Consider the following 17,033-nt stretch of genomic DNA (forward strand, 5'->3'; position numbering starts at 1 on the left):
TCGAGGCGCGTCGGTCGAAGCGCGTCGGTCGCGGCACATCAATCGAGGCGCGTCAGTCCAGGAAGGTGCCGTCCACGTAGACCCACGCACCGTCCTGCCGCTCGAAGGTGCTGCGCTCGTGCAGCGCGCCCCGTTTGCCGTGGTGCCGGTAGCGGGCGCGGAAGGTGACCAGGCCGGAGGAGTGGAAAGGACTGCCGTCGATCGTCTGGAGGATCTCCAGACCGGCCCAGCGCATGGCGGGGTCGAGTTCGAGGTGACCGGGCCGCGTGGCGGGGTGCCAGGTGCGGAGCAGGTACTGCGTGTCGAGCAGGACGAAGGCGCTGTAGCGCGAGCGCATCAGCAGCTCGGCCGTCGGCGCTGCGGCGGCACCCGAGTGGTACCGCCCGCAGCATTCGCCGTAGGGGGCCGGCAACCCGCAGGGGCAGGGCGATGCGGCGGAGAAGGCGGGCTCGTCGGTGCGGCGGGAGCGGGAGCTGCGTCGGGACATGGCTCCATTTTCCAGCCATTGAACGAATGGGCGCACGTGTGGCTTCCGGGTCATGGGGGATCTCCGTATGCTCCTGCGCCGGACGCGACTGTTACCGTCGGTAAGGGGTTGGGGATGGACCGGGTGGGCAACTCACGACGCACCTTCATGGCCGGGGCGGCAGCGGTCGGCGGTACGGCGGCGCTGGGCACGGCGGCCACTGCGGCTCCGGCCGCCGCGGCAGGACACACCACGGCCGACGGGAACCGGGCCGCACAGTCGGTCGCCGTGCTCGGCGGCGGTGTCGCCGGTCTGACGGCCGCGCACGAACTGGCCGAGCGCGGCTTCCGGGTCACGGTGTACGAACGCAGGGCGCTCGGCGGCAAGGCGCGCAGCATGGACGTGCCCGGCAGCGCCAAGGGCACCAGGAAGCCGTTACCAGCGGAGCATGGCTTCCGCTTCATTCCCGGCATCTATCACAACCTCCCGGACACGATGCGGCGCATCCCCTTCCCGGGCAACCCGAACGGCGTGTGGGACAACCTCGTGGCACCCCCCGAGATGTCGTTCACGCGCACCGGCCGCGAGGATCTCCGGATCCCGCTCCCCTGGCCGGGGCACAAGCCCGCCGATCTCACCCTGGACGAAATCCGCCGCGCGCTCACCGCCCTGCTGGACACCGCGCTGGGCATCCCGCCGCTGGAGACCGCGTACTTCGTCAACCGGGGTCTGGTCTTCCTCACCAGCTGCGCCGAGCGCCGGGACGCCACCTGGGAGGCCACGCCCTGGTGGGACTTCATCGGGGCCGGCCGGATGAGCTACGACTACCAGCGCGTCCTCGCCATCGGGCTCACCAGGAACATCGTCGCCACCAAGGCCGAGGAGGCCAGTACGCGTACGGTCGCCACGCTCCTCGAGGCGTTCGCCTTCAACGCGCTGGGCAGGGGCGCCGACGGACCGCTCGACCGGATTCTCAACGCCCCCACGAACGAGGCCTGGATCGACCCGTGGGTGGAGCATCTCACCGGTCTCGGCGCGGAGTTCCGGGTGGGCTGGACGGTCCGGGACGTGACGTACGGCGCCGGGAAGGTCACCGCCGCGGTGATCGAGGACCCGCAGGGCGTGCGCCGGACGGTGACCGCCGACCACTACATCTCCGCGATCCCCGTGGAGCACGCGCGCCGGACCTGGGGCGCCGGGCTCCGTGCCGCGGACCCGCAGCTGGCGCGATGCGACCGGCTGGAGACCGACTGGATGACGGGCATCCAGTTCTATCTGACGGAGAGCGCGCCGCTGATCGACGGACATCTCAACTGCATCGACTCCCCTTGGTCCCTGACGGCGATTCAGCAGGCCGGGCACTGGCCCGACCGGGACTTCCCGGCCGACTACGGGGACGGCGTGGCCGTGGACTGCGTCTCGGTGGACATCTCGGAGTGGGACCGGCCCGGCATCCTGTACGGCAGGACCGCGAAGCAGTGCACCCGTGAGCAGGTCGCCCGCGAGGTGTGGGCCCAGCTGAAGGCGGCCCTCAACGACACCGGCCGGGTCGTGCTCAAGGACAGCACCCTGCACTCATGGTTCCTGGACCCGGGCGTGGACGGCATCGGCACCCCTCACCCGACCAACGACGACGAACTGCTGATCCACCCGGTCGGCACTCTCCACAACCGCCCGTCGGCCGTCACGAAGATCCCGAACTTCTTCCTGGCGGGCGACTACGTCTTGGTCGACATCGACCTCGCCACGATGGAGGGCGCGAACGCCTCGGCCCGCGCGGCGGTCAACGGCCTGCTGGACCGCGTCGGTTCGACGGCGGCCCGCTGCACGGTGAAACCCCTCTTCCGTGCCCCTGAGGTGGAGGCTCTGAAGCGCCACGACCGGACGCGGTACCGGCTGGGCCTGCGGAACCTCTTCGATCTGGGCTGAGCGGGCGCTCATCTGCCTGCGGAGGACCGCCCCGTACGACGCCGGGGTCGCCCGTGCGGAATGTCGGAATGTCGGTGGCGATGGGAATGTTGGACGCCTGCATGGATGCCTTCATCATCGGGATCACGGGCAGGACCGGCGGGCTGCTCGCACAGGAGCTTCTCTCCAGGGGAGACACCGTCCACGGGCTCGTGCGCCGCGAAGAACAGCGGGCGGACCTCGCGGCGCTCGGCGTCGATGCGGTCGTCGGGGATCTCGCCGGCATGTCCGTGGACGCGCTGGCGGCGGCCTTCGGAACCGTCGACGCCGTCGTGTTCGGAGCGGGGTCGAACGGCGGCAGTGCGCAGGACACCAAGGCGATCGACGGCGACGGCGTCGCGAAGGCGATCGAGGCGGCTCGCCGAGCAGGAGTGAGTCGTCTTGCGCTTGTCTCGGTTCTCCCGGAGTCCTGGCGGGAGCGCGACCTCGGCGAGGAGGTCGAGTACTACTTCGCCGTGAAGAAGGAAGCAGACATCGCGCTCAGCCGTAGCGATCTGGACTGGCTGATCCTTCGGCCGTCCTTGCTCGTCGATGATCCCGGCACGGGCACCGTCTCGCTCGGACCGGCCGAGTTCCACGGCCAGGTGGCCCGCGCCGATGTCGCCGCGACTCTCGCCGCGTTGCTGCACGAACCCCGCATCGGCCGGCAGATCCTCGAACTCACCACGGGATCCGTCCCGATCCGGGACGCCGTCGAAGCCAACGTCCGGCGGCGGTAGAACGCACTGGGCCTCACCCGGATCCCGGCGGTCGCGCCGCCGAGCCGTCGAGGGACCTGCGTGCCCGGTCGAGGAGTTCGGCGGGGACCGGGCTCAGGTCGTCCTCGGACAAGGTCGAGAGCAGCCGTGCGACCTCCGGACGGAGCCGCTCCTCGTGCCAGGGGTTCTGCGACCACAGACCGAGGAGCCTCGCGGGGTACGCGCGTCCGAGGGCGTCGGCACAGATGGCGGTGTACTGCTGGAGGGTGGCGTCCGAGGGGTGGGCGTGCAGGGCCGTCAGGCCCGCGGTCACGGCCAGGGCGATCGGTGACGCGCCGCACGCGACAGCCGTTGTCGCGCAGAGGTCACCTCCCCAGCCGCCCTCGGCCGGGTCGTGACATGGTGGTGCACCCGCCGACCGACCGCGCGCCACCGCGGCGTTCAGCCATCGCACAGTCAACTCGCTTGTCTTTACGGCCCGTTGAGCCTGCCCGTACGCTCCCGCCTCATGACCTCACCCGGTGCACGACCACGAAGAGCGACGCTGCTCGCCACCGCGGGCGCCCTGCTGGCCGGCTGTCTGCTGGCCGCCGCCGACCCGGCCGCCGCCGAGGAGGCCCCACCGGTCACGGAGGCCGCGACCGTCGTCCCCGTACAGACCACCGGTCCGGCCGACAAGCGCTTCAACATCGTTCTCATGGGCGACGGTTACACCGCCGAAGAGATGCCCGCCTTCCGCGCCGACGTCGACAAGCACCTCAACGTGCTCTGGTCCGTCGAACCCTTCGCCTCCTACCGCTCCTACATCAACGTCTGGGCCGTGGAGGTCCCCTCGGCCGAGTCCGGGGTGGACTGCGACCCGGGACTCGACTCCCCGCGCCGCGACACCGCCCTCGGTATGGGCTTCTGGGGCGGCTGCAACGCGGGCAGCGTGCAGCGCCTGCTCACCGTGAACAGCGGGGCGGCGAGCGCGCTGGCCGACCTCGTGCCGGGGTCGGCGGACGCGAACCGGCAGATCGTCGCGCTGGCCAACAGCGACACGTACGGCGGCGCCGGCGGCACGTACGCCACCGCCTCCGGCGGCAACGCCCTGTCCTCGCTGATCACCCCGCACGAGATAGGCCACTCCCTGGGCAAGCTCCAGGACGAGTACGACTACTACGGGCGCGGGGTTCCCGGCGGCACCCACGAGGGCGGCGAGCCCAACTCCGCCCACCACACCGTGCTCACCGAGGACCAGATGAAGCAGCAGCGCGCGAAGTGGTGGCGCTGGCTGGGCGAGAAGAGCGAGTCGGGCGGTGTCATCGGACGCCACGAAGGCGGTATGTACGCCACGAAGGGCGTCTGGCGGCCCAGCAAGCACTCGATCATGAAGACGCTGGGCTACGCGTTCGACCAGGTGGGGCGCGAGGTGATGGTCCAGAAGATCTCCGGCAAGGTGAACCTCCTCCAGGGCCACGCACCGAACACCGCGCCCGTCGGCGACGACCGCACGGTGTGGGTCGAGACGCTGCATCCGGTCGGCGGTGAGCTGGACGTCGTCTGGCGCCTGGATGGCCGCCCGCTGCACCGGGCCGGCGACGCACGCTCGCTGGACCTGCGCAGCCTGCGTCTGCCGCGCGGCACCCATGAGCTGACCGCGACGGTCACGGACCCGACGCCGTACGTGCGCGACCCGGCGATCCGCGGCTCGTCGGCCCTGACACGCACCGTCACCTGGACGGTGGACACGGCCGTGACCACCCCGCCCGAGGCGGTCCCGGCCGCCTTCACCGGTCACACGGACACCGGAGCCCCGGTGGGCTCGGAGGCGGTCGTGTACGCGGACACGACGCACCCCGCGGACCGCGCGCTCGCCGTGCGGTGGAGCATCGACGGCCGCCCGCTGGCCAACCCCGGCAACGACCGCGATCTCGACCTGGGCGCGTTGCGGCTGCGTCCGGGCAGCCACCGCCTCACCGCGCGGATCGCCGGGACGGCCACCACGCTGAACTGGACGGTGGACGCGAGCCCGGCGAGCAGCCGGTACGCGCTGTCCGAGCCCCTGCGCACGGTCCACCGGCCGGGCCGGCCCGTGGAGTACGTGTACGACGGCCCCTTCACGATGAAGCTGACGGCCCGCGACGACCGGGCCGGGCACGTCGTCTCGCAGTTCCGGGTCGACGGCGACGGCTGGCAGACGTACTACGGCTGGCCGACCGACGCCGACGCGCCCTTCCGCTTCACGCCCGGCGGAACCGTCATCGACGACCTCGTCTACGGCAAGCTCGGCGCCTCACGTGCCGTGCCCTGGGACGACGCGACCCCTGACTACGGAACGCACACGATCGAACACCGCACGATCGACGCGGCCGGGAACGTCTCGGCGCCGAAGGCGTTCCTGGCGACGCTGGTCCCGCCGGGCGCCAGCCGCTGAATCCGCCCGGGAACACCATGTCGGCGGCGCCCCGCGAGGCGCCGCCGACATGGTGTTCGTGTGTCCGTGTACCGGCCCGGAAGCCCTGGCCGGCGATGGTGAGCATCGAAAAGGCGCAGGTGGCAGCGGCCAGGGACGTGATCAGGTGAGGAGGAAGTCCGCCTGGCCCGACTTGGCCCCCTGGATGAAGGCGGCGATTTCGCTGGAGGTGTAGATCAACGCGGGCCCGTCCGGATCGGCGGACTGGCGCACCGCGACACGGCCGTCGGCGAGCTTCATGGTCTCGAAGCAGTTGCCGCCGTTCCCGCCGCTCCACGGCTTGTGCCAGCCCACCTCACCCAGGTCGGCGGCAGGCATGCCGTTGTATATGTGATCCATTCACAGCTCCTTGCGGAGATCGTTGAGGATCTCCTTCGTGCGTTGCGCAGTCGCGGCCTGAGCCGCCATGCGGTCCAGAACCTCCAGATGCGAGGCCACTTCCGGGCGCGCGTCGAGATAGACGGCACCGGTGAGGTACTCGCTGTAGACCATGTCCGGGAGCTCGGGGACAGCGAACCGGAACAGCACGAACGGCCCGTAGGTGCCGGGGTGGTGTCCGGTCGAGAACTCCGCGATCTGCAAGGTGACGTTGGGCAGCTGGGCGCCTTCGAGCAGCCGGTCGATCTGCGCTCTCATGACGCCGGGACCGCCGACGGGTCTGCGGAACACCGTCTCGTCCATGATCACCCACAGCCTGGGGGCGTCGTGCCGGGTGAGGAGTGCCTGCCGCTCCATCCGCAGCGCCACATGACGCTCGATGTCCGCGGAGTCGGTCCCTCCGACGGCGCCGCCGCGCATGATCGCCCGGGCGTAGTCCTCCGTCTGAAGCAGACCCGGCACGAAGTGCGGCTCGTAGGCACGGATGATGCTGGCCGCGCCCTCCAGGCTGACGTACATCGAGAACCAGCCAGGCAGCACATCGTGAAAGCGCTGCCACCATCCCGGCTTATTGGCTTCCTCGGCCAGCTCTATGAAGCCGCGCGCCTCCTCCTCATGGATCCCGTACGCACCCAGCAGAAGCTGGACATACGGGATCTTCAGGGCGACCTCGGCGGTCTCCATCCGGCGAATGGTGCCCGCGGCCACACGAAGAACCTTCGCGGCTTCCTCGCGCCTCAGCCCGGCTCGCTCGCGCAGATCCTGCAAGCGCTTGCCGAGTACGACCTGCCCCACGGTGGGGGCGGACCGCGGTTCACTCACTTCGAGACCTCCCCACGTGCTGTTGCGAGCAGTGTGCCACGCGCCTGCATGGATGAATATGCCCACTCTGGATTTTTCAGAGTGGGCCTTGCCAAGGTGACTATTACAGCGGGACAGTGGTGCGGTGAACCTCGACGCGCTCCTTGCCCCACTCTTGGACCCGTGCTCAGAGGCCGACCACCATCGGTACGGCTTCGAGCTGCCGGCGCGCGCCGAATGCGTCTCACGGGCCAGAAAACTCACCCGTGAGCGACTGCAGTGCTGGGGCATAGAAGGCGATGTCCATGACACGGCCATGCTGGTCGTCAGCGAGCTCGTCACCAATGCGGTGGTGCACGCCGACGGTCACCTGGTCTCGTGCGAACTTCTGAACGACGTCGAACACCTGCGGATAAGCGTCCAGGACCAGGGATGCACACCCACCGGCCCGCATGTGTGCCACGCCGTGCAGGAGGAGGAGCGCGGACGCGGACTCCTGCTGGTCGAGTCCCTGTCCAGCTCCTGGGGGGCACACGTACCGCACCACGGCGCCGGCCGGATCGTCTGGGCGGAGCTGCCGCACGTGGACATCCCCTACGGGGTGGACTTTCCGCGCGGGGCGGCGAGGCCGTGCTGAGAAATCTGGTGACGCTCCTGGTCCGGGGCGGCAGCCGAACGAGGGGGCACGGGCTGACCCGGCTCGAGCTCCCGCCCACGGTCGTACCCACCCTGGGCTGCGACGCCGTGGGCGTGCCCGCGCGGCACGGCTTCCGGATGCTCGGCCGGCTGCCGCGCAACGGCTGCGTGTTCGCCGACACCGACTGGTGGTGGTGGATCGTGCCGGCCGGCTCCGACCAGGAGCTGACCTGGCCGCTGCCATCGCACTACGCCGAAGGAGCGTACGTACCGGCCGTGAACCCGCGGCTCATCCGGCGGCCCGACGACTCCAGTCCCTACACACCACCGATTCCGCTGTACCTGGTCGCCTGCCAGCTCACCGGCACCGCTCCCCTGTGGACGGCCGGCGTCGGCAGCGTTCGGAGCGCATGAGCGGCGCACGTCTTGGACCCGACCGCCTGAGCGGGGACGAGACGGCTAATCTTCCCGACATGTCAGAAGCAGAAGCCAGTTCGGGCCCGGAGCGGCAGGGGCTCACACCACGTCAGGCACGCCACGTCCGGATCGTGCTCTCCGCGCTCATCATGGTCGCGGTCGGTCTGACACTCGTCCTGCGGCTCGGCAGCACACACTCCGTCCTGACGATGGGGTTCTACGGGATCGCGCTGATCCTCTCCGGCAGCGCACTGGTCCTGAGCAAGCAGGGGCGTACACGGGTGGCCACAGCGGTACTGGGCGCGGGAGTGGCCGTGGTGGTCGCGGCCGAGTGGGCGGTCGCCGCCCTGCGCTGAGCCGCGCGCGACGAAGGACAGCCCCGGCTGACGGCGAGCCGGGGACACAGGCCAACGGGGAAAAGGGGGGATGGGGGAGAGGCCACGACCCTGCCTGGGGGAAGGGCGGGGACATGGCCTCGCGGGGCGGGGCCCGGTCCCGCAGGGCGCTGGGGGCGTTCTGCGGGACCGGGCCCCGAACGGTTCCCGGCTCCGGCCCCCTGATCCATCCGGTGTTCAGCGCTGCGGGGCGGGGAACGCGACCGGACTGCGCAGACCGGCCCGGTTCACGGCCCGGACGCCGAAGAAGACGTTGTCCTTGGACAGGTCCACGGTGTGCCGTGTCGTATTGCCCGCCCGAACGACGTGGGTCCACTCGGGATCGGTGGTCTCCCGCCAGACGACCTCGTAACCGGCCAGATCGCTCTCCTTGCCCCGCTCCCACACCAGCTCGGTCGCGTTCGTCAGCGCACTGGTGAGGATCTTCGCGCCCTTGGGGGTGCCGGGCGCCTGGGCCAGGGTCCACACCGCGGCGGCGTTGACCTTCGCGACACGGGCGATGTAGGCGAAGTCGCAGAACTCCGGAAGGTCCCCGTACTGCTTGCCGTCGACCACCTTCACGTCCTGGTGCTGGTGGGCGTAGTCCTCGGCCGGTTCGGTGAACCGGGCGGCGGGGAAGCCCCGTTCGAGGTAGGGGATGTGATCGCCGCCGCGCAGATAGCGGTCTCTGCGGTAGACGACCCGGACGTGCATGCCGGTGGCGTCGTTGTCCGCGACGTCCCGCACGAAACGGGCCAGTTGGCGCGACCGTGAGTCGTTCTCGCCGCCGACCGACTGGCGGGTGGCCGCCTCGGCGGGGGTCTCGGTGGTGGGCACGCCTTCGGCGAAGAGCCGGACGGTGTACGGGTCACTGCTGCCGTCGTCGGCCGTCGGGCTGCCGACGATGTCGTCGGTGAACATGCCCTGGAGGTCGACCCCGGCCGACGCGAAGGTCCGGGCCATGTGAGCGGCCCCGTACAGTCCCTGTTCCTCACCCGCGACGGCCGCGAACACGAGGGTGGCGGCCGGGCGCCGCTTCGCCGTCACCCGGGCGAGTTCCATGGCGACGGCCACACCCGAGGCGTCGTCGTCGGCGCCGGGCGCGTCACCCACGGCGTCCATCACATCGGTGGCACGTGAGTCGTAGTGTCCGGAGACGACGTAGACGCGGTCCGGGTCCGTCGAACCCCGCAGCGTGGCCACGATGTTGGTGATCCGGGTCGCCACGGGGATGCGTGAGGCCGGTTCCTGGATGTAGCTCTGGAGCTCCACCGTCATCCGGCCACCGCTGACGGCCGCATACCGCTTGAGCTCGGCGAAGATCCAGTCGCGGGCCGCACCGATGCCGCGCTCCGGGTCGTCCTGGCTGGAGAGGGTGTGGCGGGTGCCGAAGGAGGCGAGCTTGCGCACGGTCGCCTCGATGCGGTCGGTGTCGATCTCCGCGAGCAGGGCCCGCAGTTCACGGGAAGGGCGCTGCGCGGTGGCGGGGAGGTCCCGGTCCGGGGTGCGACCGCGCCGCACCGGGGCGGTGCCCGTGACGGTCTCCTCGGTGACGGCGGCCGCGGGCGTCGCTCCGGCTCCGGACAGCGTCGCGCCGAGCGCGACGGTGCCGGCCGTGGCAGCGATGACCGATCTGCGGCTGGTGCCAGGGGGGAGGGCGTGATCACCGGTGGGTTCTGGCGTCTGCTGCGACATGAGGTCATGGTCGTGGCGCGCCGAGCACCTGACAAGGGCACGGGCGGGGGCCGGACGACGGGCTCGGTGAGGCCTCGCCTGGTGCCGCAGTGGGCACAGCGCGTCCGCTACGCCTGTTGCCGCGGAGGGTTCAGCCCACGCTCCTGCGCCTGGTGCCGCGAAGGGCACCCACCCCGTCGGCTGCCGCCGCGCCGGGCCCCCGCGCGACGCGCTCGGTCCTCAGCCGCCGGCGACCGCCCGCAGATGCGGCTTGCCCCGGCGCGCGGACGGCGGGGCGGCGCTCCGACGTTCGTGCAGCACCAGCGTCATCCGGGTGAAGCCCCGGTCCTGAAGCGTCGCGGGCGTCTCGTCCACGATCCGGCAATCCGTGTGGCCCCAGCGCGGGTCCGGGTGGTGCAACGGCCGTACGGCGCCGTCGTGGTGGACGGCGGCCGCGCCCGTGATCCGCATCCAGTGCGGCAGCCCGCAGCGGTAGGCGACATCCATGATCGGATCGTCGGCGATGTCGTCACGAATGGCTTGAAGGACATGGTCGTCCTCGTACCTCTCGAGCGCCGATTCCAGCTGGGCGAGCAGCGGCAGGCACCAGCTCGTCTCCCGGTCGCCGAGCACGGAGCCCGCGTCCGGGTGGAAGAGGACGAACCGCAGGAAGTTCTGGTCCGGCATGGCGGTGGGGTGCTCCCCCACTCCCCGGAACAGTGCGTGGAAGGCGGGGTTGACGTGCGCCACGTCCCAGCGGCTGTCGAAGAGGACCGACGGCAGCGGCACGGCGTCCATCATCGCGGCGTAGTCCCGCAGATACGCCTGCGTCTCCGGGTCGTGCGGCTCGGCGGGCGCGGACGGCTCGGCGGGCAGCGCGGGCGCGGGCACCGGTACGTACGGACGCACGGGCCCGGACGGAAAGGCCGGTCCGGACGGCCGCGCGGGTCCCAGCGGAGCTACGGGCGTAGAAGAAGCCCACGGTTCGGCCGAGGCGTAGGGGGGATCGCGGTCGACGGCGAGGCGGAACAGCCAGCCGCCCTGCTGGTCCGTCATCTCCAGCGCCTTGACCAGCGCGGAGAGCCTCTCGTCGGTCCATTCCTGCGCCGGTGTGCGCTCCCAGCTGCCGTAGGCGCCCGTACTGATCTCCAGCCGTGCCGCCACATCCGCCACACTCAGCCCGAGTTCCTCCCGGCGCCGTCGGAGAACGTCGGTCAGCCGTCTCGACCGGACCGTGCCGCGGTTCGTCGCCGCACACGTCCGTCGACCATGGACACCAGGCCGATCAACGCCCGCCTCATGTGTCATCGAGAACGCCACCCTTCTCGAAGTCCCGCTGCGGCAGCGCCCTTTGGATCTTCACCCCGCCTGGCGATCCTGCTACCGCGGAAGCAGCCATGTCAACTATCGTGGCATTCCACGCCGTAGAGCGTTCAGATCGCGCCACAGCTGTGGCAAGACCTGGCTGTATTTTCTTCCAGCGGCTAATCTCCGGGCAGCCAACTGTGTGCGGAGCGACCTCGCGTGATCTAGGAGACCTACTGGTGACAGACGGCTTCTCGGTTCCGGGCCCGGCAGCCGCAGGCCCCTTGGCGGCGTCGGCCGCCCGTGTCGCCGAACTCGCAGGCAAGCTCGGACTGAGCTACGGCGAGGTCCTCGACGTGCATCAGCTCTCGGAGGCCTCGGGCGTTCCCGCCGATGTGGTCAGCTCACTGCTCGACGGCCTGCCGGCCGGCGAACCCGACCTCCAGACACGCTTTCTGCAGCGCTTCGACCTGCTGCGCAGGACCCGGCTCAAGCCGAACGGCCGCCGGTACACGCAGCAGGAGATCGCCGACGGCGCCGCCATGTCACGTCAGCAGGCAGGTGCTCTCATCAACGGCGACCGTCGCCCCACCATGGAGCACTGCGATGCGATCCAGAGGTTCTTCAAGGTCCACGCGGGCTTCCTCACGGCCGAGGACGCGGACGCGCTCAACGGTGCGTTGCAGCGCACCGAGCAGCGGCTGCTTCAGGACTATGCCGGCGAGGGCGACCCGCTGGAGCGCCTGCTCCAGGACCATGGAGTACGCGGCATCGCCTGGCGCGCGGCCCAACTGCCCACCGACAAGCACCGGGACAAGGTCACCGAGTGGCTCGACCTGCTGCTGGAGAGCGTCAAACCGACCTCGCCGGCTGATCCTGCGGACCCGACGGACCCCTGATTTCAGGCCAGGCTCGACACCGCACGTGTGCACACAACCGCTGACGGGGAGAGGAGAACGGTGAGCATAGGCAAGGAGATGCGCCGGCTGTGCGGCGAGCTGGTAGCCGGAATCGACCTGCCCGCCCCCGCGGCTCCCACCGATCTCTACGGCGCGTTGTGCGGCGTCATGAGCAGACGCCGCGGCCGGCCCGTCCGTTACCGCACGGCCACCTTTCCGCCGGGCACGGCGAGCGGCCTCTGGCTGGACATGAGGGACCAGGACCTGATCGTCATCGAGGAGCGCACCGCGCCCGACCACCAGCTGGTCATCCTCGGCCATGAGCTCTGGCACATGAAGGCCGGGCACTGCACGCATCATGTCGACGGCGCGGCGGTCGCCGCACGGCTGCTCTCCGACGAGGCGGACCTCCAGGCCACCGTCCTCAAGGTCGCGGCCAGGACCCGTTTCGACCAGGCCGAGGAGAACCAGGCGGAGAGCTTCGGGCTGCTGCTCAGCAGCAAGTGCCGCTCCTGGCTGGCCGGTTCGGCGGGCCGTGGCCCTGTCAGCCGCGACGGTCTCGCCGGACGGATCGAGGCGTCCCTGGGATATCGCGGGCCACAGGGCTGATTCGTGGAACCACCCGCACGCGTGACACTGGCCGGCCCGGTGGGCCGCACACCGCTGGAGCCCAAGGCCGACAGGGACACGGTGCGACGACACAATCTGAGCCTGGTGCTGCGAGCCGTGCGCGAGGCCGGTGAGGTGACGCGGGCCGGGGTCTCCGCTCGGGTGGGCCTGACCCGCGCTGCCATCTCCTCCCTGGTGGAACAACTGCTGGAGAGCGGGTTCCTCTCGGAGTCCGGCAAGACCTTCAGCGGTCAGGCCGGCCGCCCGGGCACGGTACTGAAGGTCGCCCGGACCGGAGTCGCGGGGATCGGCGTCGAGATCAACGTCGACTATGTGTCCGTGTGCGTGGTGGACCTGGCGGGCACCGACCGGGTCCGGCTCGTCGAGCACCTCGACAACCGCGGTGCGCCGCCCGCCCGGGTGCTCGCGCGCGCCGCGGGTATCGCGGCCCGCGCGCTGACGTCCGCGGTCGAGCAGCAGCTCCAGCCGGTCGGAGCCGCCCTGGCGCTGCCCGGCCTGGTCGCCGCCGGCACCGTGCGGCAGGCACCCAACCTCGGGTGGAGCCAGGTCGCCGCCGAGCTCCCGTTCGCCGACGCGCTCGCCGCCCTGCACCCCGGACTGCCCGCGCTGCCGGTCCGTTCGGAGAACGAGGCCAACCTGGCGGCGCTGGCCGAGCTGTGGTTCGGCGGCCTCGGCGCGATGCGTACCTTCCTGTACCTGACGGGTGAGATCGGTGTCGGCGGCGCCCTGGTTCTGAACGGCGAGCTGCTGCGCGGGGCGCACGGTTTCGCCGGCGAGATCGGCCATGTCGTCGTCACGCCCGACGGTCCGGAGTGCCGCTGCGGCTCGCGCGGCTGTCTGGAGCAGTACGCGGGTCAGTCCGCCCTGCTGCGTGCCGCGGGCATCGACGAGACGAACGGCGCGGTGGCCGTGGCGGAGCTGGAGCGCCGGGCCCGGGCGGGTGAGGCGGCAGCGCTGACAGCACTGGAGCGTGCCGGGTCGATGCTGGGCCGGGTGCTGTCCGGCGCGGTCAACCTCTTCGACCCGGACGCGGTGGTGCTCGGCGGGATCTACCGCCCCCTGGTGCCCTGGCTCGCCCCGCCCGCCGGTGCGGAACTGGGCGGACGGGTGGTCTCGGGCCTGTGGCCGGAGGGCGGCGACCGGCTCCGGGCCTCCTCCCCCGCCGCGGACGCCGCGCGGGGTGCCGCGGCGCTGGTGGTGCAGGACGTGCTGACGGACCCGGTGGCGTACGCGATTCCCTCGGTCGCCGGGCGCGCCTGACCTCGGTCGCCGGACGGGCCTGACCCCGGCCGCCGGGTGGGCCTGGTGTCGGCCTCCGCCGGACGGGCCTGAACAGCCCCGGCCCGCCCGGCCCGTCCGACCTCTCGAGCCCGCCCGGCCCCGTCCAACCTCTCGAGCCCGCCCGGCCCCGTCCAACCTCTCGAGCCCGCCCGGCCCTCCCGGAGATCCGTAGCTCCGGAACAGCACCCTGGGCCTGCCCGGCAGACGGTCAGGCCACCCCGAGCAGGTGGTCCATCGCCAGCTGGTCGAGTGCCTCGAAGGCCATTCCCCGCTCCGCCGCGGCCGTCACGTCGAACTCCTCGAAGGCCGACCGGTCCGCGAGCAGCGCTGCCAGCCCGTCCTCGGCGGTCGGGAGGACCAGCTCGTCGAGCCGGGCGGCCCGCAGCGCCTCCTGCACCTTCGGGTCGGAACGGAAGGCGGCGGCCCTCTCCCGCAGGATCAGGTAGTTCCGCATGCACCCGGCCGCGGACTCCCACACCCCGTCGAAGTCCTCCGTGCGCGGCGGCTTGAAGTCGAAGTGGCGCGGGCCCTCGTAGCCGCCCGTCTCCAGCAGGTCCACCAGCCAGAACGCGGACCGCAGATCGCCCGCGCCGAAGCGCAGGTCCTGGTCGTACTTGATGCCGTTCTGCCCGTTGAGGTCGATGTGGAAGAGCTTCCCCGCCCACAGGGCCTGCGCGATGGAGTGCGGGAAGTTCAGCCCGGCCATCTGCTCGTGCCCGACCTCCGGGTTCACGCCGTACAGCTCGGGCCGCTCCAGGCGCTCGATGAAGGCCAGCGCATGGCCGACGGTGGGCAGCAGGATGTCGCCGCGCGGCTCGTTGGGCTTGGGCTCGATGGCGAAGCGCAGGTCGTAGCCCTGCTCGGTGACGTACTCCCCCAGCAGGTCGAACGCCTCCTTCATCCGGTCGAGCGCCGCCCGCACGTCCTTCGCGGCGCCGGACTCCGCACCCTCGCGCCCGCCCCAGGCGACATAGGTCTGCGCCCCGAGCTCGGCCGCCAGGTCGATGTTGCGGATCGTCTTGCGCAGGGCGTAGCGGCGCACGTCCCGGTCGTTGGACGTGAAGCCGCCGTCCTTGAAGACGGGGTGGGTGAAGAGGTTGGTGGTCGCCATCGGCACCACGAGACCGGTCTTGTCCAGCGCCTGGCGGAAGTGCTTGATGTGGGACTCGCGCTCCGCCTCGGTCGCGCCGAAGGGGATCAGGTCGTCGTCGTGGAAGGTGACGCCGTACGCACCCAGCGCGGCGAGCCGCTGCACGGACTCGACGGGGTCCAGAGGCGGCCGGGTCGCGTCCCCGAAGGGGTCCCTGCCCTGCCAGCCGACCGTCCAGAGGCCGAAGCTGAACCGGTCCTCGGGGGTGGGGGTGAAGCGTTCCGTCATCGCCATGACCGCCTTCGATCCACAGTTTGTTTTCTGGCCTTACTAATAATGCACTTCCCCCGCCGATCTCTGAAGCCCCGCAACACCTGTTCCCCGGCGATGGGTTGACGTAATTTGTTTCTCCCACGGCCAAATAGGCCCTGGACGGGACCGGTCCCGGACGGAGAGGTGGAGGCAATGCCGACGCAGGCTGTCGTCATCGGCGTGGACAGCTCGACCCAGTCCACCAAGGCGGCGTTCATCGAAGCGGCCAGCGGCAGGACACTTGCCGTCGGCCGCGCGGCCCATCAGGTCAGCGGCGACCACGGCGCTCGCGAGACCGACCCCGAGGTCTGGTGGAACGCCCTGCGCGAGGCGGTGGCCATCGGGCTGCGGGAGTCCGGCGTGTCCGCCTCCGCCGTGACGGGCATCGCGGTCGCCGGACAGCAGCACGGTCTGGTCGTCCTGGACAGCAGCGGCCGTCCCGTGCGCCCGGCGCTGCTGTGGAACGACACCCGTTCGGCCCCGCAGGCCGCCGCGCTCACGGAGGCGCTCGGCGGCCCGGAGGCCTGGACCGCCCGTACCGGCTCGGTGCCCGTCGCCTCGATGACCGCCGCGAAGTGGCAGTGGCTGCGGGAGAACGAGCCGCGCGCCGCGAAGGCCACCGCCGCCGTGCGCCTCCCCCACGACTTCCTCACCGAACGGCTGTCCGGCACCGCCGCCACCGACCCCGGCGACGCCTCGGGGACCTGCTGGTACTCCACCGCGACCGGCGCCTACGACCCGCGGCTGCTGGAGCTCGTCGGACTGGAGGCGGATCTGCTGCCCGAGGTCGCGGAGACCGGCGCCACCCGTGTCGGCTCACTCATCGACGCGGCGGCCGACGACCTCGGACTGCCCGCGGGCATCGCGGTCGCCGCCGGCACCGGGGACAACATGGCCGCGGCCGTCGGGCTGGGGCTCGGCGGCGCGGGGCTGCTCGACCATCCGGCCCTGAGCCTCGGCACGTCGGGCACGGTGTTCGCGGCGACCCGCACCCGGCCCGCCTCAGCGGTCCTCGCGGGCTTCGCCGCCGCCGACGGCACGTACCTCCCGCTGGCCTGCACCCTGAACTGCACCCAGGCCGTCGACCGGATCGCCACCCTGTTCGGCCTGAGCCGGGACACGGCGGAGGCGGGCGGCGAGGTGGTCCTGCTGCCGTACCTCGACGGGGAGCGGACACCCGATCTGCCCGCTGCCTCCGGACTCCTGACCGGACTGCGGCACACCACCAGCCGCCAGCAGATCCTCGGAGCGGCCTACGAGGGCGCTGTCGTGACCGTGCTGCGGGCCCTCGACGAGGTGCTGCGCGCCTGCGGTACGGACCCGGCGGACGCGGACGTCGCGTCGCGCCCACTGCGTCTGGTGGGCGGCGGAGCGCGGGGCAGGTACTGGGTGGAGACCGTACGCCGCCTCTCCGGACGGCCCCTGCTGATCCCCGAGAGCGAGGAGCTGGTCGCCGTGGGAGCGGCGGCGCTGGCGGCGGCAGCGGCCTCGGGCGAGGACCCGGTGGCGCTGGCGGGCCGCTGGCAGGGCGGCCGCGCTGCCCACCTTCCGCCGGTGGAAAGGGACATGGAGACATGGGAGCGGGTCTCGGAGGTGCTGGAGCGGGCGACGCCGGCGTTGCTCACGCGCTGATCCGCGGCAGGCGGGAG

General features: G+C 71.4%; 17 protein-coding genes. 10 read left to right on the forward strand and 7 right to left on the reverse strand.

All coding sequences use genetic code 11. The features are described 5' to 3' along the window. Positions 1–52: 52 nt before the first annotated feature. Entirely contained in the window at positions 53–487 is a 435-nt protein-coding gene (locus tag RPQ07_RS06125; RefSeq protein ID WP_313943001.1) for a YchJ family protein, read from the reverse strand. 114 nt (positions 488–601) lie between these two features. Here RPQ07_RS06125 and RPQ07_RS06130 point away from each other — a divergent pair, with 114 nt between their 5' ends. Together RPQ07_RS06130 and RPQ07_RS06135 are read left to right on the forward strand one after the other, a co-directional pair. Continuing rightward, positions 602–2,395, forward strand: coding sequence for an FAD-dependent oxidoreductase (locus RPQ07_RS06130; protein WP_313943002.1), 1,794 nt, complete (start codon positions 602–604; stop codon positions 2,393–2,395). Positions 2,396–2,496: 101 nt separating this feature from the next. After that, complete coding sequence (locus RPQ07_RS06135; RefSeq protein ID WP_313943003.1) at positions 2,497–3,153, forward strand: NAD(P)H-binding protein; 657 nt, start codon at positions 2,497–2,499, stop codon at positions 3,151–3,153. A 13-nt stretch (positions 3,154–3,166) separates the two neighbouring features. Here the strand turns inward: RPQ07_RS06135 and RPQ07_RS06140 are convergent, their stop codons facing one another. After that, a complete protein-coding gene (locus RPQ07_RS06140) occupies positions 3,167–3,445 on the reverse strand; it encodes a hypothetical protein (protein ID WP_313943004.1) in 279 nt (92 codons plus the stop codon). Between the two features lie 195 nt (positions 3,446–3,640). Between RPQ07_RS06140 and RPQ07_RS06145 the strand changes: the two genes are divergently transcribed. After that, a complete protein-coding gene (locus RPQ07_RS06145; protein WP_313943005.1) occupies positions 3,641–5,548 on the forward strand; it encodes a M64 family metallopeptidase in 1,908 nt (635 codons plus the stop codon). Between the two features lie 141 nt (positions 5,549–5,689). Here RPQ07_RS06145 and RPQ07_RS06150 read toward each other — a convergent pair whose 3' ends face one another. Further along, positions 5,690–5,926, reverse strand: coding sequence for a DUF397 domain-containing protein (locus RPQ07_RS06150; protein WP_313943006.1), 237 nt, complete (start codon positions 5,924–5,926; stop codon positions 5,690–5,692). Beyond that, a complete protein-coding gene (locus RPQ07_RS06155; RefSeq protein WP_313943007.1) occupies positions 5,927–6,787 on the reverse strand; it encodes a helix-turn-helix transcriptional regulator in 861 nt (286 codons plus the stop codon). 124 nt (positions 6,788–6,911) lie between these two features. Between RPQ07_RS06155 and RPQ07_RS06160 the strand changes: the two genes are divergently transcribed. The 3 genes from RPQ07_RS06160 to RPQ07_RS06170 are packed head-to-tail and all read left to right on the forward strand — an operon-like array spanning position 6,912 to position 8,175. Beyond that, positions 6,912–7,403: an ATP-binding protein gene (locus RPQ07_RS06160; RefSeq protein WP_313943008.1), complete on the forward strand. Its 492-nt coding sequence runs from the start codon at positions 6,912–6,914 to the stop codon at positions 7,401–7,403. Next, positions 7,397–7,816, forward strand: a complete 420-nt coding sequence (locus RPQ07_RS06165) for a hypothetical protein (RefSeq protein ID WP_313943010.1) — start codon at positions 7,397–7,399, stop codon at positions 7,814–7,816. Before RPQ07_RS06160 ends, RPQ07_RS06165 begins: the two co-directional genes overlap by 7 nt. Before the next feature lie 59 nt (positions 7,817–7,875). Beyond that, positions 7,876–8,175 (forward strand): hypothetical protein, encoded by a 300-nt coding sequence (locus RPQ07_RS06170; protein WP_313943011.1) that lies wholly within the window; start codon positions 7,876–7,878, stop codon positions 8,173–8,175. Positions 8,176–8,391: 216 nt separating this feature from the next. Here the strand turns inward: RPQ07_RS06170 and RPQ07_RS06175 are convergent, their stop codons facing one another. Next, a complete protein-coding gene (locus tag RPQ07_RS06175; protein ID WP_313943012.1) occupies positions 8,392–9,888 on the reverse strand; it encodes a M28 family metallopeptidase in 1,497 nt (498 codons plus the stop codon). Positions 9,889–10,107: 219 nt separating this feature from the next. Continuing rightward, positions 10,108–11,040, reverse strand: a complete 933-nt coding sequence (locus RPQ07_RS06180) for a transcriptional regulator (protein WP_313943014.1) — start codon at positions 11,038–11,040, stop codon at positions 10,108–10,110. Between the two features lie 371 nt (positions 11,041–11,411). Between RPQ07_RS06180 and RPQ07_RS06185 the strand changes: the two genes are divergently transcribed. From RPQ07_RS06185 to RPQ07_RS06195, 3 genes are all read left to right on the forward strand, one after another. Further along, a complete protein-coding gene (locus tag RPQ07_RS06185; RefSeq protein ID WP_313943015.1) occupies positions 11,412–12,071 on the forward strand; it encodes a helix-turn-helix transcriptional regulator in 660 nt (219 codons plus the stop codon). Positions 12,072–12,149: 78 nt separating this feature from the next. Continuing rightward, the gene (locus RPQ07_RS06190; RefSeq protein WP_313948803.1) at positions 12,150–12,680 is read left to right on the forward strand and encodes a toxin-antitoxin system, toxin component; all 531 of its coding nucleotides are present in this window, start codon (positions 12,150–12,152) and stop codon (positions 12,678–12,680) included. 3 nt (positions 12,681–12,683) lie between these two features. After that, positions 12,684–13,961: an ROK family protein gene (locus RPQ07_RS06195; RefSeq protein ID WP_313943017.1), complete on the forward strand. Its 1,278-nt coding sequence runs from the start codon at positions 12,684–12,686 to the stop codon at positions 13,959–13,961. Between the two features lie 229 nt (positions 13,962–14,190). Here the strand turns inward: RPQ07_RS06195 and xylA are convergent, their stop codons facing one another. After that, the gene (gene xylA, locus RPQ07_RS06200; RefSeq protein ID WP_313948804.1) at positions 14,191–15,360 is read right to left on the reverse strand and encodes a xylose isomerase; all 1,170 of its coding nucleotides are present in this window, start codon (positions 15,358–15,360) and stop codon (positions 14,191–14,193) included. Between the two features lie 177 nt (positions 15,361–15,537). Between xylA and xylB the strand changes: the two genes are divergently transcribed. Then, a complete protein-coding gene (gene xylB, locus RPQ07_RS06205) occupies positions 15,538–17,016 on the forward strand; it encodes a xylulokinase (RefSeq protein ID WP_313943018.1) in 1,479 nt (492 codons plus the stop codon). Positions 17,017–17,033 lie beyond the last annotated feature (17 nt).

It is taken from the genome of Streptomyces sp. AM8-1-1 (genome assembly GCF_032229325.1).
GTDB lineage: Bacteria > Actinomycetota > Actinomycetes > Streptomycetales > Streptomycetaceae > Streptomyces > Streptomyces achmelvichensis.